A 25,773-nucleotide genomic window follows, 5' to 3' on the forward strand; every position below is an offset into this window, starting at 1 on the left:
TTGAAAAAATACCGTTTATCAATGAGTTAAGTTAAATCACTTAAAAAGATTAAGGTTGGATTAAGGCTGACTGTTGCTAAATGGCAACAGTTAAAAAAGCGAAAAATAAAAAGTCTTTATTTTTCTTGAAGTTAGATTGTCGCAGCTTTGCAACAGGTAAATTTTTGGGTAGAAAATTTTGCAAATCTCGCAACACCATTTGATTGAAATTTGTGCACCCTTTTAAAGGATTTAGCATCGTGAAAAAAATTTTTTCTCAGTCATTACAAAAACAGGCACTTATTGCCATGTTTATTGGTGTGCTTCCAATACTCACATTGACTTTGTGGTACGCCCAGGCACTGTCCAAAAACCAACAAAAAACACAGGATATTTATAATAAAAATCAAAAACTTATTCTTGAATACAATTTTGTGAAAGCAGATATCAGTGCGCTTGAAAAAGCACTGCAAAATAATCAGCTGCTGCAAAGTGAAACACTGCAAGAAAGCATCGAGCAGAAGTGGCAAAATACCAAAAAACGCATTCAATTATTAAAAATAAATCTACCCGACTCGCTGTTTGTTGCTAAATGGCGACAATTCGCGCCAGATGAAATCAATGCCACTTCAAAAGCTGAAGAGTTCCAACAATTGGTTAAGGTGCTTAATCAATTCGAGGAAAGCTTTCAACAAACACTTAATAAGCGCTTATCAGATCAAGAATCCCATTTCGTGCAGCTGCAAACATGGTTTATGTTTGGTCTCGTTATCTTGCTACCCACCCTTATCGTGATCAGCATCTTTTTGATCAACCGGATTTGTCAGCAACTTAATCAGGTAGAATCTGCGGTATCTGAGGTAGGTAAAGGTAATTTTGATAAGTCGGTTGAACTCTCTGGCAGTCATGAATTGCAGCAATTGGGTGACAGGCTAAATTGGTTAAGGCTCGAACTTAAGCGTATTCAACAACAAAAAGAAACCTTCTTGCGCCATGTTACTCATGAGCTTAAAACCCCTTTAGCATCGCTAAACGAAGGAAGCAGCTTATTAAATAGTGGATTGCTAGGAGATGTTAATCCAAAACAACAACGTATTCTCATCATTATGGAAAACTCTGTTGCAAAGCTTGGCTCATTGATCGATGATTTGCTCAGCTATAGTGCAGCCAGTCACCCAGATAGTCTACATCACGACGCCGAAATGAATCTTATCCAAGAGGAAGTCTCTAAGCATCTTGGCGATAAGCTAGGAAAGACTGATGTGATAGTGAACTGGCAAAATCATGATGAGCTAAAAGTGCCTTATCTTCCGTGCAAATTAGTGTTAACTCAGTTAGTGAGCAATGCCATCGATCATGCTAAAAGCAATGTCACTATTTCAATTGAAGAGCAAAATGGTGATGTATTGTTGATAGTCCGTGACGATGGTGATGGCATCGACGTCAATGAGGCCGATTCATTATTCCAACCGTTTGTTCGTGGTGAGAAAAATAAAAATAATAATGGCAGTGGCTTAGGTTTAGCCATTGTCTCTGAGTGTGTGAAGCAATTAAAAGGCGATGTGAAATGGCTATCAGTAGAATCTGGCGCCAGTATTCAAGTCGCCTTTCCAAAAAGGGATCCAAAATGAAATACATCGCATTAAGTATCACGCTATTTTTGCTCAGTGGTTGTGCCACAACAGAGCAAAAGGTCGAGCAAACAAAGCAGTTTATTGGCCCTGTAAAAACAGAAACCAGCGCTAAATTTGTGCCTTTAGCTGAGGTGATCAAAGCCTTAGTCAGCCAGTGCGCTAAAAAACATAACGTGACATTTAACGATTACTATAAAGGTGCGCTGCACTTACAAGGCTTTATTCACACCTATTGCGGTACAGACTCAACAACCAAGCAACTTAAAGCCATTGAAGAAGTAAAACTACAAGATTACTGGCCAGAAGATTACAACATTTGGTTTGAGTCGTTAGCTTGGCATACCCAAAGCCTTCGTGAGCAAAAAATCAGTAATTATTACTCTGACAATAAGGCGCAACAGCACCAAGAGCAATTGTTACAAACCCAAAAGCAGCTTGCCGAGCTGAAACAAAAGCTTGCCGACATAGAAAAACAACGTTTAGAAACCGATCTTTCTGAAAACCCATCACTTGAGGAGGATTCACTATGAGTCAAACACAACAAGGCGCAAAGTTACTTTTAGTGGATGACGATACATCTTTAACTGAGCTACTGGCCATGCGTTTAGAAAGTCACGGCTACGAAGTTGAAGTTGCGCACCGCGGTACGCAAGCGTTAAATATCCTCAAGCAAATGCCTATCGACTTGGTCATCACCGATTTGAAGATGGCACACATGAACGGCTTTGAACTTAATGAGCAAATAAAGAAGTATTATACCGGCATGCCCGTTGTGATGATGACCGCTCACGGCTCTATTCCTGACGCTGTTGACGCCATGCAACAAGGCTTTGTGAGCTTTTTAACCAAGCCCATTGACTCTCAGCAAATGCTCGATGTCATCAATGAGGCGCTTGCAGGAAAAGTAAGAACCGCACAAACTTCGGATCCAAATAACTTCCATGGATTGTTATTCCAAAGTGCCGCAATGCGTCAATTGGTACAGCAAATTCAGGCGCTAGCCAGCAGCAACGCAAACATTCTTATCCAAGGCGAGAGCGGTACCGGTAAAGAAGTGACAGCAAAAGCAATCCATTTGGCCAGTAACCAAGCGCAGGGCCCATTTATTGCAATTAACTGTGGCGCAATGCCCGCTCACCTGTTGGAGTCTGAACTATTCGGCCATAAAAAAGGCGCGTTTACCGGCGCGGTGAGCGACAAAGAAGGCTTAGTACAAGCAGCAGATGGTGGCACCCTATTCCTCGACGAAATTGGTGATATGCCGCTTGATTTACAAGTTAAGCTACTGCGTGTTTTACAAGAACGTACCGTTCGCCCTGTGGGCGGCCAAACCGAGCACAAGGTCAATGTTCGTTTTGTCTCTGCAAGCCATAAGAACATTCAAAGCGCCGTTGCCGAAAAGCAATTTCGTGAAGATTTATACTATCGCTTAAACGTGGTATCTGTTGAAATCCCAAGTCTAAGAGAGAGATTGGAAGATATTCCACTACTTGCATCACGCTTCTTAAGTGCACTTAGCGATGGCGAAAAGCAATTTAACCAACAAAGTATTACGCATTTGTTGAATTATCATTGGCCGGGTAACATCCGTCAGCTCCATAATATCGTAGAGCACTGTGTTGCTATTACTCCGGGTAAAATGATCACTGAAGATATCGTACAAAAAGCCCTGCCTAAGGATAAAGAGCAGAATGCGTTTACGGGGTTAAATGAAGCAAAACGCCAATTTGAGTATGACTACATCCAAAAAGTACTGGCGCTTTGCGAAGGGAATGTATCGGAAGCTGCAAAACTTGCGCAACGTAATCGCTCTGATTTTTACAAATTACTTAAAAAACATGAGATCCAATGCTAAACCTATTAGAGGGGTAAAATTAGTTTTAATTTCTGAAGCGCGTTGATTGGTCAAATTTACCACTGCAAAGTGTTTATAATACGGATTTGAACGAGCCACCCCGTGGCTCAGATTTTGCCCTGAGAATATGCGCTCCTCCTAGGAGCATAATAAAAACACTCGGATAGTTAAGGGTTGTCTGTATGAAAATGCGCAAAAAGCTCATTATTAGCTTTGTTCTCACTGTGATCATTCCTATTTTAGCGATTTCTGTGGTCAGCATTTCTCAGACCAAAAGTGACTCTCTCGATAAATTTCTTGATGCATCCGGCAATGAGATACGGCAAGCCGAACAGTCTTTTGTACTGTTTTTTGAGCAGATGAAGAAAAATGCGCGCTTCCTCGCCGAGTCTAAGGCCGTGCAGCAAGTAAGCCAAGATACCACTACTTATTTTGGTGCAGAGAAGCCCATGACCCCGCTACAAAACGGTCAAACAGAAGCCAATATTTTTGAGCTTTACCGCGCATTTGGGCAAACCCATGAAGAATTACTGTTTGTGTATCTTGGCACTGGTTCCGGTGGTTTTATTCAGTATCCTGCAGAGCCCCTTGGCGATTACGATCCAAGAAAACGCCCTTGGTATCAAAATGCTTCAAAAGATCCAAGCAAAGTTATCCTTACCGAGCCTTATCAAGGGGTAACGGGGCAAGCCATGGTCTCGGTTGCCACAGGTATAAAGCATGATGGCAAAGTGATTGGCGTGCAATCATTAGATGTAACACTCGCTACACTGACCGATATTGTTAGCAATATTCGTCTTGGGGAGTCTGGGTATTTAATCCTCCTTGATGCCGACGGCACTGTACTTGCCGATCCTAAAAATAAAAATAACAACTTTAAACACATTAAAGATCTCACTAGCCCACTCTACGAGGCTATACGAAACGCCACAAACGAACCCTACCTTACCATTGAAACTGATAACAAAACCTATGACGCTAAGATTTATCGCTCCGACACTCTTGGCTGGCAATTTATCGCGGTGATTGATGAAGATGAAATCTTGGCTTCAGCTTACGATATGACGATTAGTATCACTATTATCGCGTTCATCATGGTAATTCTGTTTATTATCATTGCAATAACGCTTGCCAATAAGATAGTTGAACCTATTGAAATGGTGTCTGAAGGCTTAAAAGAGATAGCACAAGGTGAAGGCAATCTTTCTAAACGTTTAAAAGTCGTCACCCATGATGAAATTGGGGAGCTGGCCGCGTGGTTCAATAAATTTTTGGACTCAATTAACTCGCTCGTAAAAGATATTCAAAGCAATGCCTCGACATTGAATGATGCTGCGTTAGGATCACAAAAAAGTATCAACGACATCCGTAATCAATGCCATACGCAGGCCGAAGACTCCGCCAGCGCGACTACGACTACCGAAACCGTGGAGCAGCTTGCCACCGAAATTAGTGAAAGCTGCAGTCATACTTTAGAGGATGTCGTCACTGCGGACGATCACGCTCAGCGTGGTAACAGCACAATAGAAAGTACCGTATCGCAGGTTGCGAGGCTTAATCATTCGTTGGCTGAGTCCGCCAACGCCATGAACCAACTCGAAAGTGAAAGCCAAGATATCACTAATATTTTAGGGGTGATCCGTTCTATCGCAGAGCAAACTAATCTTTTGGCATTAAATGCAGCGATTGAGGCTGCCCGTGCAGGTGAACAAGGTCGGGGCTTTGCAGTGGTTGCTGATGAGGTAAGAACGCTTGCGCAGCGCTCACATGACGCCACACAGGAAATAGAGCAAGTGTTAACTAACCTCATCGCACAAACGAGGACGGTATCGGCCCAAATGACGTCGAGCGTAGGCGAGTCTGAGACAGCTATCAAACAATCACAAAGCGCTCAGCAAGCGTTTACTGATATCGCTCAGGCAGTGTCGAGAATTAAAACTTCGGTTTCAAATATAGCGTCACAAGCCTCATTACAAGGAGAAAATGCAGGCCACACTAGACGTTTGATTGACTCGGTGGATGTTTCCGTACGACAAGTCGGAGAAGAAACGGCAGCATTAAACGCAGGTGCTGACCAATTAGTTAGCTTAGCCAAAGACTTAGAGCGTTTGGTTGGCCGCTTTGATATTAATTAAGTCGCTTACGTTTCGAATGGCTAAACCCAGTCTCTACAATTGTTACAAAATATCGTCTCAATTAGTTGTCCTTATAATAAGAACTAGATAGACTCGATGGATGGATTGATTTATTACAGAAGAATAAAAATGAAGAAATTTAAATTTACATTAGTAGCAGCATCTTTGGTTGCTGTACTTGGTTGTCAAGAAGCGCCATCTCAAAACGCAACATCTGACGTTAAAGCAGAACAGTCCGCAGCCGTTGTGGCACCAGTTGCAGAAAAGATCCCACACAAGACGACCATTCACGGTCAAGAACTTGTCGATAATTATCACTGGCTACGAGACGATACTAGAAGCGATGAAAAGGTGCTGTCACACTTAACCAAAGAAAATGCCTATACCGACAGCAAGCTCGTAAACACAGAGCAACTACAACAAACCTTATTTGAAGAAATAAAGAACAAAGTGGTTAAAGATGACCGCAGCGTGCCGGTACTAAACGGCAGTTATTATTATTTTAGTGCCACTGAGGGTGACAAAGAATACTTCACTTATTACCGCAGTGAACACAAAGATGGTAAAAATGCGGAAGCTATCTTTGATGCGAATATCCGCGCTGAAGGTCAAAACTACTACGGTGTTGGTGGTATTTCCGTTTCAACCAACGAAAATCTATTAGCTTTTGCTGAAGATACAGTAAGTCGTCGAATTTATACTATCCGAATCAAAGATTTAACAACAGGTAAGTTACTGGACGATACAATCGAAGGTGCGTCAGGCCCTATCGTTTGGGCGAACGATAACAAGACCGTCTATTACATCAAAAAAGATCCGGTTACTTTGCTCGGTTATCAAGTATTCCGTCATACTCTAGGCACAGCGCAAAGCACAGATGAACTGATTTACGAAGAAAAAGATAACAGCTATTACACCTATATCTCAAAGAGTAAAGACAAGAGCAAAATATACATTCACCATTCCAGCACCGAGGCATCAGGCGTTTCTTTACTAGACGCAGATAATGCAAAAGCAACTCCTGAGCGCTTTATTCCAAGAGAAAGTGGTCATGAATATAGCATTGCTAAACTTGGCGACTGGTACTATATCCACACCAACAAAGGTGCCGTAAACTTTAAGCTGATGCGCGTTAAAGCCAGTGATGCAAGTGATATTTCAAAATGGCAAACCGTTGTACCGCACAATGCCGATGCAAAACTAGATAGCTTTGAGCTATTTAATCAGCACCTTGTTTACGAAACGCGTGAAAATGGCCTTAGCCAAATCACCGTATTAGATTTAGATAATAACGAAAGCAAGCGTTTAACCTTTAACGACCCGGCTTACGCAGTGTATTTAACTGGTAATGCAAATTTAGACGCAGGCGCAGTAAGAATTGGTTATCAGAGTATGACGACCCCGGCTTCTGTGTATGATGTCGACCTTGCTAGTTTAGACAAAACACTATTAAAGCAAGACAAAGTATTGGGTGACTTTGCACCTGAAAACTACCAATCTGAACGTATTTTTGTCACCGCACGTGACGGCATAAAAGTACCAGTTTCAATTGTTTATCGTAAAGATAAGTTTAAGCAAGATGGTTCTAACCCGCTACTACAATACGGTTATGGTTCATACGGTTCTAATGTTGAGCCAACTTTCTCTATAAGCCGTTTAAGCCTTTTAGATCGTGGTTTTGTCTATGCTATTGCGCATATTCGTGGTTCAGAAACGCTTGGCCGTCCTTGGTATGATAACGGCAAAAAATTAAATAAAAAGAACACCTTTAACGACTTTGTTGATGTCACAAAAGCACTCGTTGAGCAAAAATATGGTGATGCTTCACGTATTTATGCCAGAGGTGGCAGCGCAGGTGGCCTATTAATGGGTGCAGTCATTAACCAAGCGCCGGAACTATATGATGGTGTACACGCAGCTGTACCATTTGTTGACGTGATCAATACCATGCTGGACGAAACGCTACCGCTGACCACAAATGAGTACGACGAATGGGGCAACCCAAATGAGAAGACGTATTTTGATTACATGCTGTCTTACTCACCTTACGATCAAGTTAAAGCCCAAGCATATCCAAACCTGCTTGTAACCACGGGTTTGCATGATTCTCAGGTGCAGTACTTCGAGCCTGCGAAATGGGTCGCTAAGCTACGCGAATACAAAACAGATGATAATCTACTGCTTCTAAAAACTGATATGGAAGCCGGCCACGGTGGTGCGTCTGGTCGCTTTAAGCGTATCCACGATGTCGCATTAAGTTATAGTTTCTTTATCGCACTCGCTGAAAATAAACTGTAATCATCGGTCGTATCATACAAGGAGGCTTCAGCCTCCTTTGACTACCTCTTGCTAAACTATTCAACTAACTTTCTTTAGTACACATCTGCCCTAAAAAGATCTAAATAACCTGAGGTTTGGATAAGGAATGTTCCAACTCATTGTTGCTAAAGCACAACTTAGTTTTTTCCTTGTCTAGCCAGAGAGTTTTAGGGAAAACACCGCTTCCGCGTCCTGCTCTCGCTAAGGTACCTACATCCTGTAGGCAAGGCGAATTTACGCACCAATAGCTGGCTATTGGAAGTGAATTCAACGCAGTTAGCGCTAAAACTGGCTGCTAGAAAGGCATTAATTATCCGCAGCTCAGGTTAAATATACTTTAGCAGTGTCAATACCTAAGTACTTCAATCAAGCAACAATGAAGCATATTAAATAAGTAAATATTAGGCATTTATAGCCTAAGCTCTCATAACACAAGTTTAGTACCTTCACCTAACAAACTCGCTATTTGTTGGCTATATTTAAAAAATGACTACTACGTACATAAGTGAAAAATGAATTTATTTCGCTTGGTTTTTATTTGCTGCTGTATTTTTCTGCCGCTCTTATCTAACGCCGTTCCCCATAAACCTGAATACTCAGCACCTATCAAGGTAACCATTTTGGTCGACGATGCTTATCCGCCTTATAGTTATCAAATTAACGGCGAGCTTTATGGCATCTATGTCGATATTGTAAAGCAAGCAGCGCGTTTGCTGAGTCATGAATATCAAGTTAACTTGCAAGCGGTACCATGGAAGCGAGGCGTTTCCTCAATGGCATCCGGCGAAGCAATGGCATTAATGCCACCTTATATTCATATCAAAAAACGCCCCTATATCTGGCCGTATTCCATTCCCCTTCAAGAAGAGGTGGTGGTTGCCTTTTGCAATCAAGGGATCACCTTAAAGCACTTGCCTCATGTAAAACCAGAAAGAGTACTTAATATTGGCATTAATGCCGGTTATATCATCTTAGATGAAAGCCTAATGGAAGCGCAAAAACAAGGACTTATTCAACTTTGGGAAAACAAAAGCACACGTTCAAATATCGAAAAGCTCGCACGTGGGCGCGTTGATTGTTACGTCAATGATCGACTTTCCACTTTACTTGGTATTAATAAAATGTCGCAGATAACACCAAGTTTAAACACCAGTAATATTGTTGAAGATAAAATAGTAATGCGTCGCACTGCCCACATTGGGTACTTGAAAGGGTTTGAAGAAAAATATCCATTTAAACAAGATTTTATCCTAAAGATGGATGCTGCATTGAGGCAGGTAATAGACAACGCAGCAGCGGCAGACGAATGAATCTGCACGCATGATAAAACACCTTAAGCCACTGCTTTATAGAAATAAACAAAAAATAGAACAAAAAGGATGGATCATGATTAAATTAGTAAGAAATTCATTCACTGCGATCGCGCTTGGATTGATAAACATTTCAAACGCACAAGCTGATGACGTTGAGTTTAAGTTGCAAGAGGTTGCAAGGGGCCTTCATGTGCTATTTGGGCAAGGCGGTAATATTGCCATAAGTTCGGGCTCAGATGGCGTTTATATCGTCGATGATCAGTTCGCTAAACTCAGTGAACAAATTAAAGCAAAAATCAAAACAATCCAACCCAATGCACCTGAGTTTGTTATTAATACCCATCATCATGGCGACCATACAGGAGGCAACGAAAATTTCGCACAAGCGGGCAGCCATGTTATCGCGCATCACAATGTATACAAGCGGTTAGAACAAAAACATGGTAACGGTTCTGACTACTTGCCAACCTTGACATTTGGCAGTGATATGAAGCTCCACTTTAACCAAGAGCATGCTCACTTGTGGCATTATCATCACGCCCATACCGATGGCGATGCAGTGATCTTTTTTGACCGAGCAAATGCCGTACATATGGGCGATATCTATTTTAATTTAGGCAGCTTACCTTTTGTCGATGTCGACAGCGGCGGCTCCTTAAACGGGATAATTGCAGCAGTACAAGATGTGATAGAGAAAATAGGCGACAAGACCACCGTCATACCGGGCCATGGCCCTGTAACAGATAAACAAAATTTACAAGATTATCTGGCACTATTACAAAAAGCGAAAACGATTATGCTAGATGCAATGAAAAATAATACAAGCTTGGAAGAAGTTGTAGCCGCGCGTCCGCTACAAGTACTTAATCTTAACTATGCTAATTGGCTACCAGAAGAGCGCGTTACCACTTTATTTTATCGCAGTTTGAAATCGCCCCCAGTAAAATAAACTGCTAACCTATTTTAAAAAAGGGGATGCCAGTAATGCACATCCCCTCCACCGAAAATACTTGGCTTAAAAACACTACTCCATCGTTGGTGCACTGGCATAAACAAGGTCGACTAAATTACTCATTGTTTTAGACTTTTGCATATATGCTTTCTCCATATAGGCAAGCTCTTGTAGCTCAAATAGTGTGGTTTCCACTAACGCTAACCATTTAGCCGTGGACTCTGGCACATCTGAGCCTTGCTTACTTGCTTTTTTTAACGCCTCATAATAAATATTAAGATCGTTATACTGACGTAAGTAATCCATATAATAATCCTTTGTCACCAACCGATATTCTATAAAGCTGAGCTTATCAAAAACTTCGCCTGAAAATTCTGTCGAACAAAAAAATTCACAACAAAAATTTAAATAAACACCATCATTCAATAACTTACATTTTAATAAAATCATTTTAGCAACATAAAAACAAAACAAGCTTGCAAATTTGGTACATGCGGTTACAATCCAAATTTTACAAAATAGAAACAGTAACGGCGTTAAAATTTAACTTTCGCATATCCGCGAGCCCGAGTGAAAAAGGATTAAGTGAGTGGGCAGAACCCGATTTAAGTGTACAGGTGATGATCTTCGAAGACTGCGCATGTCGGCTGATAAAACCACCCAGCAGATGGCTGACTTAGTAGGGATCCGGCGACAAACCTATGAAGAGTATGAAAAAGGTATTCGGAAATTTTCATTCGAGTACTTTTTAGAATGGAGTACATACTGTGGTATGGATGTTAATCCAATTACAGACTACTTTATGGACCTACGCACAAAGATGCAAGACGTAAAGCTCTGGCGAGAAAGCCCTTCTCCTGCAAAAAAGCGCAAAAACCGAAAAGGTCAGGAAGATTAGTGTGTTAACATCCACCTTTTAATACAACATCTTTAGTTTCACTTGTTTACAAAATAAGCAACAAGTTATTCTCATTTTTGACGTTTCGCGATAGAGTAGTGCTAACCAAAACACCGAAAATAATCCTGAAGGGAAATCAACATGCAGCTATTCAAAAATGTGACAGCAGGCATACTAACCTTTTGCTTTATCACGATAAAACAATTTGTGAGTAAAATAAAACAAGGCACTCGCGTGCGCTTACTTAATCACGCTAGTCGTAACAAACAAAGCGCTGTAACAACGCAGTGCCATCGCAACGGTAATACTATGGCGGAGTCACAACTGTACCGAATAGTGGGTGGTTCGGGTTTAGACCATTATAAAGATCCACGAGGTAAACAGATTAACAATACGGTAACGGTAGATCTTAATGTACAAGAGCTGCATAAGGTTAGTGGTGGCTCTGGTGGGCATCACTATGATGATCCACGCAGAGTCGACAAAAACGGGGAATTAATCCGCGGCAAAACAGCTCCAGCATTGACTCAACATACTTTAAATGCCACGCAGCTGGCGAAAATTGTAGGGGGAAGCACTGGTGCACTGATAAAGGATCCAAGAGCGGAGGGAGAACAAGTTGCATCAGCGACTTCAACCGACCGAGCTACCAGTTCACTTGTATATGGTGCGGAGTTAAATGCCACACAGCTAGCAAAAATTGTAGGGGGAAGTACTGGTGTTATTTTCGAAGATCCCAGAGCAGAAGGTCAAGACAGTGAAGTCACGAGGTCTGCGCTCATATACGATAATGCAGATGAGAATTAGGATCGGATGATGCCAACTTCAAGTTATTTTTTATTGTTTTGTATTACTTTTTCAGGTGTAGTGTCATTTGTACACCTTCAATTAGTAGATCAAGTACATCCTCTCCTAATTGGCGCTCTACTATTGGTCTCTTTGCTCATAAAATATCAAGAAAATATGAAGCATATTATTTCTCTTATTTTAATATCACTGATAGTAGAGGCTGCAATCTTTAAGCTCTTGGCGAGTTTCTTCTCCTCTGGTGAACCACCTTATATCGTGAACTCGTACTTACTTACGACCCATTTAGTATTAGACATCATAGTTTTTAGAATTCTTAAATACCGAGTTCGATTTTCGCTTCAATTTGTTAAACGTTTTCAACCAAAGAAATGGCAATACATTTACACCACTCATGCAGATATCCTTTTATATGGTGTCTACTTAGCTTTTATCGTGGTGGATTTACTTGTTTTAGGTGAGCACTTACTGAGAAATATGGATTATATCTTTGGCGTCTCAGAGGCAACGGCTAAGCCCTTCTGGAGCTGGAATTGGGTTTACAAAAGTTACCCCTACGCAAAAAGTATTCTGCTTTCTTGTGTTGTAACTATCTTACTCGCCACCATTTTTGTAGAGAATCAACGGCCCGAACAGGAAGATGATGATGAAGATGACAGCGATGAAGTAATACATAAAACAGATCAACAACAAAAGCCGTAATGGCTTTTGTTGTTAGGTATCTAGTTATCATCTATTGCCAGCGTTAAGCCCAAACTCCTCGTTCAGCATTAGTTCACCTCTTATCTGTTTTCTTTAAGAATGTATATGGTTCACAAAGGAGATGACCAATGAACGAAGAAAAATCAGTCAAGGATGCCATTAATGCCTTTTATAAAGGTGCAGGCGTTGACCTAAAATTTTCAGGTGAAGTAAACCCTAAAGTCGCTGAAATATTTGGCAAAATGATTGAAGAAACGCGACAGTGCACAACCGCTTTAAAATGGGTGCCTAAACCAACAGGTGCTAAAGCAACAATAGGTTGGATCGCTAAAAGCTTTACACAAAGTATTATTAGTCAATTAAGTGAAGAACAATCGCTTTCGTGTGCGAAAAAGGTGATATTAAATTATAAATCTCCAATGAAGCTAGCTTCTCTTGGAGTGTAACAATGAAGTTATTATTATCAATTGTACTTTTTGCGCTATTACCCACCTCTAGCTATGCAGAAAACTGGCCTAAACCACAATGCCAAGACGAACCATACTGGCTTGAATTTAGTACTGTGAAGCTCTGTATCCCCAAGCAAAACGTTACTCATCTCAATATTCTTCATTCAGAGTTACCCTCGTTCACCGTTACAACGGAGCATGGCGAACTCATTTTTCAGTTACAAACGGCTGAGAATATTACCGGTGGTCTACATAGCAAGTATGAACTTGATCTTGCGTCTTATTTTATCGCATTGAAAAACAAAGATAAGCCAGCCATTGATTACAATATTGCCTATCAAGTCCATGAGCTTCTATCACCTAACGACATTGCCATATTTAACACTGGAGACTGGCTGGCCGTATCGCTGACCAACAACACTCGTAGTTTTGATGAGCTTTTTATCTTTAACAAATCTAGCCAACACATACTGCATATTGGTGGGCAATTTGATAGTTTAGAAGCTAAAACACTATTAGCTCAGTTCCGTTTACCATGACTGAATGATATAAAAAACTATTAAAAATATAATAATTAAAAAATAAACAAGGATTTACTATGCGATACCTTACAGCAATAGGGACTATTTTATTAGCTGCTTACTCTATCTATCTGAATACGGTAATCTCAGACTTAGAGCTTGAGCGAGATAATTTGGAGGAGCGTATCGCAGCTCTCTCCAGCAACATTAAGGCTTCCGACAATGTAAAGCCACACCTCGAAGAAGTAGCTATCAGCAAGCCAAAGCCTAATGGTAAGTTTGCAGATGAGAAAAGCACTAACCAATATACTGAAATTAAAACACCTAAAGAAAGTGACGAAAGAACAATCACGCCTTCAAAAGATAAAGGGTTTAACGAGCAATCTGTAGACGAAACCTGGGCATTCGAATTTTCCGATCAAATTCATTATTTTTTCATGGAAAACGAAATCCTAAACAAGCTGCGCGTAACTAATATTGATTGCCGTGAAACGGCCTGTAGAGTGGATATATATATCAATAAAGACGAACCAATCGAAACCGCAGCGGCTGTTGGTGAAATATTTGGGAGTGATGAACGCTGGCAAGATCACCCCTTCTATTTTAATTCAACGCCCGAAGATGGGGTGATCCGGGTCGAGATCAACAGGTACAAGTAGTTAAAGGCTCGATAAAAGCATCAGAAGTTAAAAGCTATCCACAACACCTATTCCGGATAGCAAAATACTAGCTGTAACATTATCATGGTGAACATACCTCTTGGCTTGGGTGGCGGTTTGGGATCAGGGGTCCATACTTCCCAAGGCTTTGTAATCTCTGGTTGAACTTTGCCCTCAGACCAGTCAAATTTTAAAGCCTCTTGAAATATTTGCTCTTCAATTTCTCTTTGCTGTTCAAGGCTAAATTGTGTCCAAAAGCCTTTTGGTCGACCATTACTTTCATCAAAAGACTTAGTGATTGGATCCAACTCTCGATACAGCTCGTATTCCGGTGTATCTGGTAAAGGTTTATCTTGCTCCATGTGCCTAACAATCGACTCCCACTCCAAAAAACACCGTACAGGCTTCGACGTATCACCAGAGGCATTTATTGTTAGTTTCGCATTCGGGTAACGCTCTAAGTCTTTATGTCTGATTTCAATAAACCCTTTCATAATACCTAAAGTTGCAAATTCATTTTTAGTGTGACATTCAATGTCTTTCCAATCGAATGTTGGATTACCAAATCGATCAAATTCACTAGCGTTTTCTATCTTCCACGTAAAGCTGACTTTTTGATCTTTGCGGTCAAAATAAGCTCCTTTAAACTTGACACGATCATATGTTAAGCCTAAAAAATTAACCGCTATAAAGGAGTATATTGGAATTATCAATAGAATCGGCCAGTAGAAACTTCCGTCAGTAAAAATAACAACAAGAAAGTTCAAAAGTAGCAAGACCCAAATAGCAAAGGAAATACCGCATGGTAAATAAAATAGAAAAAAGGTTGTGCTACTAGGCTTTTCTTCATAAAAGTAGCGTTCATTAGTATTTAAATACACATCCAATTTTGGAGTGTAAAACTTTCTATAAACTGCCAAACCATGCCTATTTTTACTTAGCCCACCTTTAAAGCTATTTTCACAAAAAAACCGATTAAAGAAACTATTTTTCTGAAGTGTGTTCACTATTTTCCTCCCTGAAAAAGCTGTAGCAACCGTTATGGTAACCCTGTTAGAACCTGTATTAACGCGACTTTTATAAAGCTTTGCTTTTTATTGACCTGCTCTTGAGTCAGATCTGGTTTCCACTTTAACCAAGGCTTTACAATTTCCTCACGTTCAGGGCCGTAAGTGAAGTTAAAATCTGCAGCGTCTTCTTCATAAAGTCGTTTTAATCGACTCTGCTCTCCCAAACTAAACCCAGCCCAAAAAAGCTTTGGTCGATTGTTTTGCTTATCAAACTCCCTCGTCAAATCATCTTTGCTTCTTGCTTTTTATTGACCTGCTCTTGAGTCAGATCTGGTTTCCACTTTAACCAAGGCTTTACAATTTCCTCACGTTCAGGGCCGTAAGTGAAGTTAAAATCTGCAGCGTCTTCTTCATAAAGTCGTTTTAATCGACTCTGCTCTCCCAAACTAAACCCAGCCCAAAAAAGCTTTGGTCGATTGTTTTGCTTATCAAACTCCCTCGTCAAATCATCTTTGCTTCTATCAAGCTCATAGATAGGAATATCTGGTAGTGGTTTGGTATTATCCATATGTCGAATTATCAGCTCCCACCTTAAATGGCAGTACATAGCTGAATTTTGTATTCCCACAACATCCATACAAAGGTTTACCTTTGGGTATTTATCACGATCTTTGTGCACTAAACGGACAAAAAAACGTGGAACTCCCATATCGCCAATTTGCTCAAAAATTTCCGCTTCTATATCCAGCCATGGAAAACACTGATTGCCAAACTCATCCAGCTCGTCTGAGCCAACATCAAAACTAAAACTAACGGTTTGTTTAACTCTATCGAAGTAGGCGTATCTACGTTCAATTTTATTTAAAAATAGTGGGTAAACATTTAAGAAAAAGAGAGAAAAAAATAAATTAGTGAAGAAAAGTTGAAGGAAGCTTTCAAAGTACTCTTTTCTAGAAACCTCAAAAGAAAAGATGTTAAATATCAAGGTGAATGCGAGATATCCCCAAAGAGTGAGACACAACGCAAGAGGAAGAAAATCAAAAAATTTCCTCCCATCATTTTCTTTTAAAACAATATGATACCGCCACTTTTCAGATTCTACTTTTGAATATACCTTATCAGGCTCAGGGTTACTAAAAAAAGCCAAGCCATTGTTTTCATTGTTAGAAGAGAACCTAAAGTCGAAAGTCCTAAAAAAACCATTATAACGTGTACTTCTCATACTAATACCGAGCCACTTTTACATCGGCTTTGCTGTAAATAATTGCATGGCGATTAGTAGGATCTCATGCTTCAACCCTTTCCCTTCTCCTTTTTTACCATCTGGTTTCCAGTGTAGCCATGGCTCTTTCATTTCCGGCAGTGGCTTTTTAGGAAATTCCTCATTAAGCTCGTAGATTGGTTCATATATCTTATTTGTTACCTTAAATTGTTGTTCAAGTGACATCTCGCTCCAGTAGCTCGCAGGCCTTCCTATCGCTTTATCATGTTCCGCTGTAACTGGGTCTAGATGCCTAAACCCTTCATATTCTGGCGATTCAGGGAGTGGTTTACTTTTATCCATAAAGCGGCGGATATCTTCAAATAACATAAGGCACTCTATCGGCACTCTTCCATTTTCATTTACGATGGCGGTAATTTTCGCTTTAGGGAACTTCTGTCCATCTTTATGGCTGATTATTGGTGCATAAGTCGTTGCACCATATTGGTCTGTAGTTACACGTTGATAGCGTAAGTTTACCTCTGAGTAGTCAAAGCAACAATTTCCGAACTCATCTCGCTCAGTACAATGAGGTATATCAAAAGTGAATGATACTTTTTGTTTTTCTCTGTCAAAATAAACGCATTTTTCTCCAACAAAGGTCGACAGGTAAGGAGTAAGATTGACCAGAGCAAAATTTAATAACATTAACCAGCCTATTACCGTTAAATATTCCATCCACGGTATACCTTCAAATAAACAAACAATAATAGTGCTTAAAGAACCTAATAGTGCGGTTGTAGATAAAAGAAAAGGAGCAAGTAGTACTAGCCTAACAACAGAATTGCCGCTAATGTAGCTTTTGAAACGGTGGGGTTTATGGAACCTCTTATCATAAATGGTATCAATCATGCCTGCTGTAAAGCTTACGCCAGCCCTTTTGTTGTAAGCTCCAAATGTATTTGCATTCAGGTAGCAGTTGTAATGAAAAGAATCAAGCATAACTCTCCTTGTATTTTTTGTTCCTTGAAGTTTTTAACTTCTACACTTTTTTGACTACCATCAGCTTAACTGATCTTGAGTCTGTTTTTACATTGGTTTTGCTGTAAATAATTGCATGGCGATTAGTAGGATCTCATGCTTCAACCCTTCACCCTCTCCTTTTTTACCATCTGATTTCCAGTGCTTCCACGGCTCTTTCATTTCTGGCAGTGGCTTTTTAGGAAATTCCTCATTAAGCTCGTAGATTGGTTCATATATTTTATTCGCTATCTCTAACTGCTGTTCGAGTGACATCTCGCTCCAATAGCTCGCAGGTCTTCCTATCACTTTATCATGCTCCGCTGTAACTGGATCTAGATGCCTAAACCCCTCATATTCTGGCGATTCAGGAAGTGGTTTACTTTTATCCATAAAGCGGCGGATATCTTCAAATAACATAAGGCATTCTATCGGCGTCCTTCCATTTTCATTTATGATGGCGGTAATTTTGGCTTTTGGGAACTTCTGTCCATCTTTATGGCTGATTATTGGTGCGTATGTCATTGCACCATATTCATTGGTATAAACACGTTGATAGCGTAAGTTTATCTCTGAGTAATCAAAGCAACAATTCCCGAACTCATCTCGCTCAGTACAATGAGGTATCTCAAAAGTAAACGATACTTTTTGTTTTTCTCTGTCAAAATAAACATATTTACCTTTTACTAAAGTTGATAAATACGGCACCATATTTACAACCAGAAAATTGATCAAAAAAAGCCAACCTATGACTTTCAAATAACTTAACCAGTCACCTCCTAAAAATAGCTCTTCAATAAAAATCCAAACATTAATAAACATACAAAGAGACAATATTAAAAAAGGTGTCAACAATATCAATCTGACAACTGAGTCTCCACTACCATAACTTTTATACCTATAGGGCTTTAAAAACCTCTTTGCATACCTTCCGCCAATCAGATTTACGGTGAAACTTATCCCAGCCCTCTTTTTATAAAACCCAAAAGTATTAACATTTAAGTAGTAATTGTAATTAAAAGAATCAAGCATAAATCTCCTTATATTTTTAATCCCTTAATGTCCTTATATTTTTAATTCTTTAATATCCTTATATTTTTAATTTTTTAATATCCTTATATTTTTAATTCCTTAATTTTCTTAACTTTTTTAGTCAACAAAGAACCACTTATTATGATTAATTCCTACCATACATCCATACGATTAATTTGGCAGTCATTGGCATCAAGTCTGAAGCCAGTTATAACTATAAACCCTATTCCGGATAGCAAAATACTAGCTGTAACATTATCATGGTGAACATACCTCTTGGCTTGGGTGGCCGTTTGGGGTCAGGGGTCCATACTTCCCACGGTTTTGTAATTTCTGGTTGAACTTTGCCCTCAGACCAGTCAAATTTTAAAGCCTCTCGAAATATTTGCTCTTCAATTTCTCTTTGCTGTTCAAGGCTGAATTGTGTCCAAAAGCCTTTTGGTCGACCATTACTTTCATCAAAAGATTAGTGATTGGATCCAACTCTCGATACAGCTCGTATTCCGGTGTATCGGGTAAAGGTTTATCTTGCTCCATGTGCCTAACAATCGACTCCCACTCCATAAAACATCGTACTGGGTTTGATGTATCACCAGAGGCATTTATTGTAAGTTTTGCATTAGGGTAAAGATCTAAATTTTTATGTCTGATTTCAATAAACGCTTTCATAATACCTAGCGCTCCAAACTCATTTTTAATTCGGCATTCTATATTATCCAAATCGAATGTTGGATTACCAAAACCATCAAATTCTTCAGCATTACTTATATCCCATGTAAAGCTCACCATTCCATTTACTCGATCGAAATAAGCTCCTTTATATTTTATTCGATCATAAAATAAACCTGTAAAATTTAGAACTAAAATAGAATACATTGGTATGACAACCAGTATACCCCAAAAAAATGATTCACCCTCGACCATAAGAATCAATAAGTTTAAAAATAGGTAGAGCCAAAATGCGACAGAAATCCAAGCAGGAAGAAGAAGCAGAATCAATCTTAAACTTTGAGGATTTGCTATGTACAAATATCTTTGCTTTGAATTAAAGTAGCTACTTTCATTTGGTTTATGGAACTTTCTATAAACTGCCAAACCATGCCTATTTTTACTTAGCCCACCTTTAAAACTATGCTCACTATAAAACCGATTAAAGAAACTATTTTTCTGAAGTGTGTTCACTATTTTCCTCCCTGAAAAAGCTGTAGCAACCGTTATGGTAACCCTGTTAGAATCTGTATTAACGCGACTTTTATAAAGCTTTGCTTTTTATTGACCTGCTCTTGAGTCAGATCTGGTTTCCACTTTAACCAAGGCTTTACAATTTCCTCACGTTCAGGGCCGTAAGTGAAGTTAAAATCTGCAGCGTCTTCTTCATAAAGTCGTTTTAATCGACTCTGCTCTCCCAAACTAAACCCAGCCCAAAAAAGCTTTGGTCGATTGTTTTGCTTATCAAACTCCCTCGTCAAATCATCTTTGCTTCTTGCTTTTTATTGACCTGCTCTTGAGTCAGATCTGGTTTCCACTTTAACCAAGGCTTTACAATTTCCTCACGTTCAGGGCCGTAAGTGAAGTTAAAATCTGCAGCGTCTTCTTCATAAAGTCGTTTTAATCGACTCTGCTCTCCCAAACTAAACCCAGCCCAAAAAAGCTTTGGTCGATTGTTTTGCTTATCAAACTCCCTCGTCAAATCATCTTTGCTTCTATCAAGCTCATAGATAGGAATATCTGGTAATGGTTTGGTATTATCCATATGTCGAATTATCAGCTCCCACCTTAAATGGCAGTACATAGCTGAATTTTGTATTCCCACAACATCCATACAAAGGTTTACCTTTGGGTATTTATCACGATCTTTGTGCACTAAACGGACAAAAAAACGTGGGACTCCCATATCGCCAATTTGCTCAAAAATTTCTGCTTCTATATCCAGCCATGGAAAACACTGATTGCCAAACTCATCCAGCTCGTCTGAGCCAACATCAAAACTAAAACTAACGGTTTGTTTAACTCTATCGAAGTAGGCATATTTATGCCCCAACATTCTCAAAAAGTATGGATAAATATTCAGTAAAAAAAGCGAAATAACTAAGTTAAATAAAAATCGCCCAGAAAAAAGTTCAATTAACCCTTCATTAGTGATATCTTCCGAAAAAAAATACAACACAATATTAAATAACAAGAGAAACCATAGTCCACCGCATAAACCTAGAGGTAAAAACATCAAAAACCGTTTAAACCCCCCTTCATCTAACACTAAGTGAAATCGCCACATTTCCCGCTGGATCGTTTGAAAATCCTCTCCATCCGTTTCACTGTCAAATAAAGCCAACCCTTTTTTTCTCTCCCCCATAAAGTGCAATATATTGTACTCTTCGAAAAAACCATTATAACGTGTACTTCTCACTTTCAGTAACCTCCACCGCTCTCATAACTTTCATAATCTATAGGGAGAGTCGTATAATTATCTAAAATCAACTTAGGACTTATACTAATGCTAGTTACATCATCTGGAATCTTGAAATAGAAGTCACCTGAAACATGCTCATTTTCTTTAGAAAAAGTAGGATTATAATCTTGAGTTCCATAAACCCATGTTCCTTTATGCTTATTAAGTGTCACTTTATGTCGATACTCATAATTAACAACTAGACTCAAATCAGACACCCCAATCTCAAACCTTGGTGTTAACACCTTTACCAAATAAGCATTGTCTCCTAAGTTGGATATTGAGACTTTCGGCTCAAAAAGTATAGAGTTAACATAATTATGATACTTTTCAGGATTTGTAAAAGCTGGTAGATTTTCACCTGACTTTGAGAAGGGACCATTTTTAGCCCAAATTTCTAACTTTGACTCGATTAATGACTCAGCTACTATTGTGGTTATTATACTTCCGACAAGTAAAGCCCAACCTACCGGACCCATCTTAGCAGCAAATATACCATACATCGCCGAAGAAAATGTCACGCCAGAAGCTATCAACATTGTCGTACCCGCTACAGTGTCATTTCTCTCTATAAGCTTCAAGGCGTCTTTTAATAATATGTCAGCTCCTACAAACCCGACAACTCCACTGAACAGCCTAAGTTTCGTGTATAACAATCTAAAACGCCACAGTTTAGCAGTATGTTCAACTTCTTTAACCTGATTAATTGCATTAAAAAGAGAAGCGGATGCTGCTATTTGAGCCCCAATTATCGCGACATTTTTTTCGACCTCATAACTCTCCCCTTTGCCTTCAAAATTTTTTTTATAATCAGAATAAGCAAGATAGGTACTGTAAGAAACCAACATAAAAACAATATGGGCAACAGATTTATTTATAAGCTGAGCACCTAAGTTTGCTTTTGTAGAGGATATTCCATTAATGGAATAGTCTCCGCCTAACTCTTGTGCCACATTAAAAGCGAATCCACCTTTATACAGTGACGTTTTTGGCATGGTAAGCGCACTTTTACCTCTGAGCACAGTGTCTTGAACCTCCTTAATATCTGAAACTCTCAGTGCTAAAGCTATAATAACCTCTTTGGTCTTTTTTAACATTTCAGCATTGTGAGGTTTGTTTCCAGGCCCTTTAATTTTTAGCTTTAATGCACCAGCAACAACTTCAAGATCTCTTTTTGCTATATTTGCTTGCTTTCCGTTACTTGCCTGTCTGAGTATCCGCTGAAAAGGTTTTTTTGCCTCGCCCGTGACAAGTTTCTGCAAAACAGGCAAATCAACGAATTCTTTAGTAATTGCGACTCTATCGTTTGGTATCGCTCCTAAAGAGTGAATCTCTAGTTCACCAAACCAACTTGGAGACCTCGCTTTTATCGTTGCACCAACAATATGTAATAGTCTTTCACTAGGTGGGATCTTCTCAAATTTCAGTACAGCTAACTGTTGCTGAAGTGCAACATACTCTTGTACACCCTTTAGTGAAATATCAACCCCTCCTTTAGCAATATTAAAAATGGATCCTCCCATATTGATGTGCTGATTACCTTGGATATCACTTTTAAACTTTTTCGGTGTGAATTCGCCAAGCTCAGAGGAAATCAACTCTTCGTCATAAATGGAACTCTTGAGCATATCTCCGTAAGCATCTGGGTGAGCACAAAATAGAACATTAAAAAAGCTACTCTCATTGTCAAAATGTTGCCATACAAACTCTAGTGCTTTACTTTGTTGAAGCTGTAAGTCTTTTCTGATTCGTGTTAACTCTTTTTTATTTACCATTGAATCAATGTATAAAGGTATAGAATCATCTGGCATAGTTAATAGTAAAAAATGTTCGGATGTGAGTCCTAGTCCATCATCAAATGCCGATTGTTCGAGTGTACTAAAGTCAATTAGTACAGATTTTTGGGTCGGCGGGCTCGCAATATTATTTCTAGAACAAAGATTAGAAAGTGTAGTGTTCTGAGCCTCAATTTTTCTATTGTAGATATCATACAAGTTATTTCTAGCATCAATTATTGACTGCAATTCGTTAACAACTTCTTGTGGTTTTTCGCCTAGAAGATATTGCTCTAACTTATCCTCAGATACTAAGGCTGCTGCCTTTCTGAGCACTTTAGAAGTACTGTCATTCTGTTCATATAAGTTTGTTGCGAGTCTGTTTCTCATTTTTGTGTAATCAATTTCATAGAGTGACTCATCAAAAAGGAGCTTATGAGCAATTAATGCTGACTTTTGAAACCCATTTTTAGACAGCTCAGTTTGTCTATTTCTCAGGCTATGTAATGCAGCTTCCCCTTCTAAATAATATTTTTGCGCTATCCCCAAAACGTCATGCAAATAGATACAGGGTTCGCCGTCTTCGTTGGCTTTTAGGTTTTCAATACTGTCCCAATTGGGGGCTGATGAAAAATCGATGGTTTGCATCCGCTCGCTACGATAGGTCGAGGCTTTACCTTCGTCTGGGCATTTTGACGTCATCGGCTTTTTATCAAAGCGGCTGTCATCTGGCTTCATATCACCCAGTGCGCTGATGTAATCCCACGACCATTGCACGCGTGAAAAGGCAACTTGATAAGTCATGGTTTCAACAGAAGTTGCGTCTGAGAAGAGGCCTTTTGCGCGAATTGGTAGTGTGAGTCTTGGCATGTGCGTGCCGTTGTTGGGCCTGAAGCTTTGACCGTGATATTCGCGAAGGTCAACTTCACTGAGCATGCCACCTGAAATGGCAGCTATTTCTCGCCACAAATAACCATTAACAAAAAAGTAGTAGTAACCAACCGGCTCATCTTCTTGAAATTCTTTTTGATCTTTAAACATGGGCACGTATTCTGGTGCCTTTGCTTTATTAATATCAAGCGACACTTCTGAGAATACACGTAACTCTACCGTCTCTACAAAAGGAATTTGGTCATCCGGTTTTGGTGATGACGCTCGTTGAACTTCAGCAAAACCAAGTGGCACTGTACAATCTTTGCCATTTAATCCTTGAAGTTGCAATTCCAGCGTACAAGGTGCTTGCTCGTCGTTGAGTTCCGTATTAAAAATATGTGCGCCCATGCTTTATTGCCCTCCCTGTTCTAGTTTTTTTTGTTGTTTGTTTGCGCCTTGCTTTGTCACGAAATTTCCCTGTGAGATAAGACTACGGCTACTTTGATTATTTAAACCAAATGCACTTTGGATTGGATCTTGTTCAGTACCCGTTGCATCTCTTTTCGCCACTGACAGTGAGCTAGGGGTCGCACCACCAGGTTGATTCAAGGGAGAAGGTGGCGTATTTTTGCTGTTAGAGATCATAAGATCTCCTTGGCGCACGGCGGGTTTTCCTTCGATATACACATCAAAAGAGCTGGTAATAAACTCTGCTTTGCCTTTGATTGTACCGCTGGCAATGCCTTTCTTTTTACCGGGTTGGTCACCTGTGCTTTTTGAAAAGTTACTTTTTATATTGGCTGCAGGGTTACCATTAATTTTTACTGAGCTTGCGGTGCTCGCTGCATCACCCGACTTAGCGAGATTGCTATAAGGAATTGGCACGACAACTTTACCAATTTTAGTCCAGCACACATCTATGGTATTTAGCATGCCACCACTGTCTTTATGGACTGCAGTGCGACCATTAATTAATACGTTTTGGCCGCTTACGATACCGACTTGTTGTGCTTCGCTATCTACATCTTTTTCAATTTGTTCCTCAGTGCCAGCTTGCCATCCTATTTTGCGCTCAACCAAATCTAAAAATGCCCGAGGGTTGTCAATGGGCATGTGCATATCCATGCCAGTTTCTGGCTCTTGATGAGGTAAAATTGGCTCGTTTTTTTCGTCGTTCCACTTGGGCGGTGGGACAATATAGTCACTGACAAACTCGGTTATCATTTCACCCAGCATCATATCGCCATATTTAGCGCGCGCAATCTCGTCTATAAATGCGTTTTCACCGCTGGCTTTGTCAGGAAATACGGCTATCCCATTTACACAGCCAATGGCACCATTATTTTTCGCTGCGATAGTAAGCTTTAACAATGCAGGATTATTATGTCGCCACGACACACTCCCACCTACTCTCAGCGTTGCAGACATTGCATCTTGATCGTACTGAATCGAATCTGGTTCTTTACCTTTTACTGCCGCGATAAAGCTCATAACACACTCCTTGTTAGTCTCTATTTGTTTCCTGATGTAGCACACAAAATCGTTGCCTTAATCAAGAATGAATCAAAAGCCTAAACGTACAAAAATTAACGTAAGATTAAAGTTGGTAATGTTTTAAAAGATGATGTAGTAAGTCCTTCTATTCGATTAGGCAGGCAAACACATACTTAACTTAAATTCGTCCATTCCAATCAAAGTTACACTAATAAATCCGCTCAAAATTCATTTTCGCTCACTTTTTAAACAAAAAAGTTGCAAACTTCATTGGACAGCGCCGTCAGAACGCTATACTATATGCAGGCTTTAGATACTTAGAGCACTTACTACTGCTGCACTGTTTTTTCTTGATACTCTTTTTTTTAAAAAGTCGTTTATAGATATACCAATGCGTTACTAGCTAAGTTTTATCTATCGCTTTATCGGTGATTTTCACCACATATTTAATTTTTTGAAAAAGGTTTCAATTATGTCTAACACAGTAAACGGCACAGTTAAGTGGTTCAACGAAGAGAAAGGTTTTGGTTTCATCACTCAAGAAAACGGCGGTAAAGACGTATTCGTACATTTCCGTGCTATCGTTTCTGACGGTTTCAAAACTTTAACTGAAGGCCAATCAGTGTCTTTCACAGTTGAAGAAGGCCAGAAAGGTCCTCAAGCAAGCAACGTAGTAGTTAACTAATACGTATTGCT

The 25,773-nt window shown here is 39.6% G+C and carries 25 protein-coding genes; 14 read left to right on the plus strand and 11 right to left on the minus strand.

All coding sequences use genetic code 11. The annotated features are described in order from the left end of the window. The first annotated feature begins 239 nt into the window (after positions 1-239). The 7 genes from DS891_RS07830 (at position 240) to DS891_RS07860 (ending at position 10,184) form a co-directional block, all read left to right on the plus strand. The gene (locus DS891_RS07830; RefSeq protein WP_174169422.1) at positions 240-1,610 is read left to right on the plus strand and encodes a sensor histidine kinase; all 1,371 of its coding nucleotides are present in this window, start codon (positions 240-242) and stop codon (positions 1,608-1,610) included. Continuing rightward, positions 1,607-2,143 carry a hypothetical protein gene (locus DS891_RS07835; protein WP_010604276.1) on the plus strand — a complete coding sequence of 179 codons (537 nt, stop codon included), beginning with the start codon at positions 1,607-1,609 and terminating at the stop codon, positions 2,141-2,143. The genes DS891_RS07830 and DS891_RS07835 overlap by 4 nt, the downstream gene beginning before the upstream one ends. Then, complete coding sequence (locus DS891_RS07840; RefSeq protein WP_017217572.1) at positions 2,140-3,468, plus strand: sigma-54 dependent transcriptional regulator; 1,329 nt, start codon at positions 2,140-2,142, stop codon at positions 3,466-3,468. The genes DS891_RS07835 and DS891_RS07840 overlap by 4 nt, the downstream gene beginning before the upstream one ends. A gap of 182 nt (positions 3,469-3,650) precedes the next feature. After that, the gene (locus DS891_RS07845; RefSeq protein ID WP_010604278.1) at positions 3,651-5,603 is read left to right on the plus strand and encodes a methyl-accepting chemotaxis protein; all 1,953 of its coding nucleotides are present in this window, start codon (positions 3,651-3,653) and stop codon (positions 5,601-5,603) included. A 129-nt stretch (positions 5,604-5,732) separates the two neighbouring features. After that, a complete protein-coding gene (locus DS891_RS07850; protein WP_174169423.1) occupies positions 5,733-7,901 on the plus strand; it encodes a S9 family peptidase in 2,169 nt (722 codons plus the stop codon). Between the two features lie 533 nt (positions 7,902-8,434). Further along, the gene (locus DS891_RS07855; RefSeq protein WP_102058492.1) at positions 8,435-9,232 is read left to right on the plus strand and encodes an ABC transporter substrate-binding protein; all 798 of its coding nucleotides are present in this window, start codon (positions 8,435-8,437) and stop codon (positions 9,230-9,232) included. Positions 9,233-9,308: 76 nt separating this feature from the next. Next, positions 9,309-10,184: an MBL fold metallo-hydrolase gene (locus tag DS891_RS07860; protein ID WP_174169424.1), complete on the plus strand. Its 876-nt coding sequence runs from the start codon at positions 9,309-9,311 to the stop codon at positions 10,182-10,184. Positions 10,185-10,259: 75 nt separating this feature from the next. Here the strand turns inward: DS891_RS07860 and DS891_RS07865 are convergent, their stop codons facing one another. After that, positions 10,260-10,493 carry a hypothetical protein gene (locus DS891_RS07865; RefSeq protein WP_010604282.1) on the minus strand — a complete coding sequence of 78 codons (234 nt, stop codon included), beginning with the start codon at positions 10,491-10,493 and terminating at the stop codon, positions 10,260-10,262. A 283-nt stretch (positions 10,494-10,776) separates the two neighbouring features. Here DS891_RS07865 and DS891_RS07870 point away from each other — a divergent pair, with 283 nt between their 5' ends. From DS891_RS07870 to DS891_RS07895, 6 genes are all read left to right on the plus strand, one after another. Further along, positions 10,777-11,085 carry a helix-turn-helix transcriptional regulator gene (locus tag DS891_RS07870; RefSeq protein ID WP_174169425.1) on the plus strand — a complete coding sequence of 103 codons (309 nt, stop codon included), beginning with the start codon at positions 10,777-10,779 and terminating at the stop codon, positions 11,083-11,085. A gap of 141 nt (positions 11,086-11,226) precedes the next feature. After that, complete coding sequence (locus DS891_RS07875) at positions 11,227-11,892, plus strand: hypothetical protein (protein ID WP_174169426.1); 666 nt, start codon at positions 11,227-11,229, stop codon at positions 11,890-11,892. 9 nt (positions 11,893-11,901) lie between these two features. Further along, complete coding sequence (locus DS891_RS07880; RefSeq protein ID WP_174169427.1) at positions 11,902-12,594, plus strand: hypothetical protein; 693 nt, start codon at positions 11,902-11,904, stop codon at positions 12,592-12,594. A 128-nt stretch (positions 12,595-12,722) separates the two neighbouring features. Further along, positions 12,723-13,040, plus strand: coding sequence for a hypothetical protein (locus DS891_RS07885; protein WP_174169428.1), 318 nt, complete (start codon positions 12,723-12,725; stop codon positions 13,038-13,040). 2 nt (positions 13,041-13,042) lie between these two features. Beyond that, positions 13,043-13,582 (plus strand): hypothetical protein, encoded by a 540-nt coding sequence (locus DS891_RS24500; protein ID WP_227387766.1) that lies wholly within the window; start codon positions 13,043-13,045, stop codon positions 13,580-13,582. Between the two features lie 59 nt (positions 13,583-13,641). Further along, the gene (locus DS891_RS07895; protein ID WP_174169429.1) at positions 13,642-14,223 is read left to right on the plus strand and encodes a hypothetical protein; all 582 of its coding nucleotides are present in this window, start codon (positions 13,642-13,644) and stop codon (positions 14,221-14,223) included. Positions 14,224-14,270: 47 nt separating this feature from the next. Here DS891_RS07895 and DS891_RS07900 read toward each other — a convergent pair whose 3' ends face one another. The 10 genes from DS891_RS07900 to DS891_RS07945 all read right to left on the minus strand — a co-directional run bounded on the left by DS891_RS07900 (position 14,271) and on the right by DS891_RS07945 (position 25,074). Further along, positions 14,271-15,230, minus strand: coding sequence for a hypothetical protein (locus DS891_RS07900; protein ID WP_174169430.1), 960 nt, complete (start codon positions 15,228-15,230; stop codon positions 14,271-14,273). 32 nt (positions 15,231-15,262) lie between these two features. Continuing rightward, positions 15,263-15,517 carry a hypothetical protein gene (locus DS891_RS07905; RefSeq protein ID WP_174169431.1) on the minus strand — a complete coding sequence of 85 codons (255 nt, stop codon included), beginning with the start codon at positions 15,515-15,517 and terminating at the stop codon, positions 15,263-15,265. After that, positions 15,514-16,455 carry a hypothetical protein gene (locus DS891_RS07910; protein WP_174169432.1) on the minus strand — a complete coding sequence of 314 codons (942 nt, stop codon included), beginning with the start codon at positions 16,453-16,455 and terminating at the stop codon, positions 15,514-15,516. The genes DS891_RS07905 and DS891_RS07910 overlap by 4 nt, the downstream gene beginning before the upstream one ends. A gap of 18 nt (positions 16,456-16,473) precedes the next feature. Then, positions 16,474-17,436, minus strand: coding sequence for a hypothetical protein (locus tag DS891_RS07915; protein WP_174169433.1), 963 nt, complete (start codon positions 17,434-17,436; stop codon positions 16,474-16,476). Positions 17,437-17,523: 87 nt separating this feature from the next. Further along, a complete protein-coding gene (locus DS891_RS07920) occupies positions 17,524-18,486 on the minus strand; it encodes a hypothetical protein (protein ID WP_174169434.1) in 963 nt (320 codons plus the stop codon). Positions 18,487-18,852: 366 nt separating this feature from the next. Beyond that, positions 18,853-19,668 (minus strand): hypothetical protein, encoded by an 816-nt coding sequence (locus DS891_RS07925; protein ID WP_254605763.1) that lies wholly within the window; start codon positions 19,666-19,668, stop codon positions 18,853-18,855. A gap of 32 nt (positions 19,669-19,700) precedes the next feature. Continuing rightward, on the minus strand, positions 19,701-19,955 hold the full coding sequence (locus tag DS891_RS07930) for a hypothetical protein (protein WP_174169435.1): 255 nt from the start codon (positions 19,953-19,955) through the stop codon (positions 19,701-19,703). Further along, positions 19,952-20,893, minus strand: coding sequence for a hypothetical protein (locus DS891_RS07935; RefSeq protein ID WP_174169436.1), 942 nt, complete (start codon positions 20,891-20,893; stop codon positions 19,952-19,954). The genes DS891_RS07930 and DS891_RS07935 overlap by 4 nt, the downstream gene beginning before the upstream one ends. A 2-nt stretch (positions 20,894-20,895) precedes the next feature. Then, positions 20,896-23,991, minus strand: coding sequence for a hypothetical protein (locus DS891_RS07940; RefSeq protein WP_174169437.1), 3,096 nt, complete (start codon positions 23,989-23,991; stop codon positions 20,896-20,898). A 3-nt stretch (positions 23,992-23,994) separates the two neighbouring features. Continuing rightward, positions 23,995-25,074, minus strand: coding sequence for a DUF4150 domain-containing protein (locus tag DS891_RS07945; RefSeq protein ID WP_174169438.1), 1,080 nt, complete (start codon positions 25,072-25,074; stop codon positions 23,995-23,997). A 475-nt stretch (positions 25,075-25,549) separates the two neighbouring features. Here DS891_RS07945 and DS891_RS07950 point away from each other — a divergent pair, with 475 nt between their 5' ends. Further along, positions 25,550-25,762 (plus strand): cold-shock protein, encoded by a 213-nt coding sequence (locus DS891_RS07950; RefSeq protein ID WP_010369631.1) that lies wholly within the window; start codon positions 25,550-25,552, stop codon positions 25,760-25,762. Positions 25,763-25,773: the final 11 nt, after the last annotated feature.

This window comes from Pseudoalteromonas sp. JC28, assembly GCF_013319255.1.
Classification (GTDB): Bacteria; Pseudomonadota; Gammaproteobacteria; order Enterobacterales; family Alteromonadaceae; genus Pseudoalteromonas.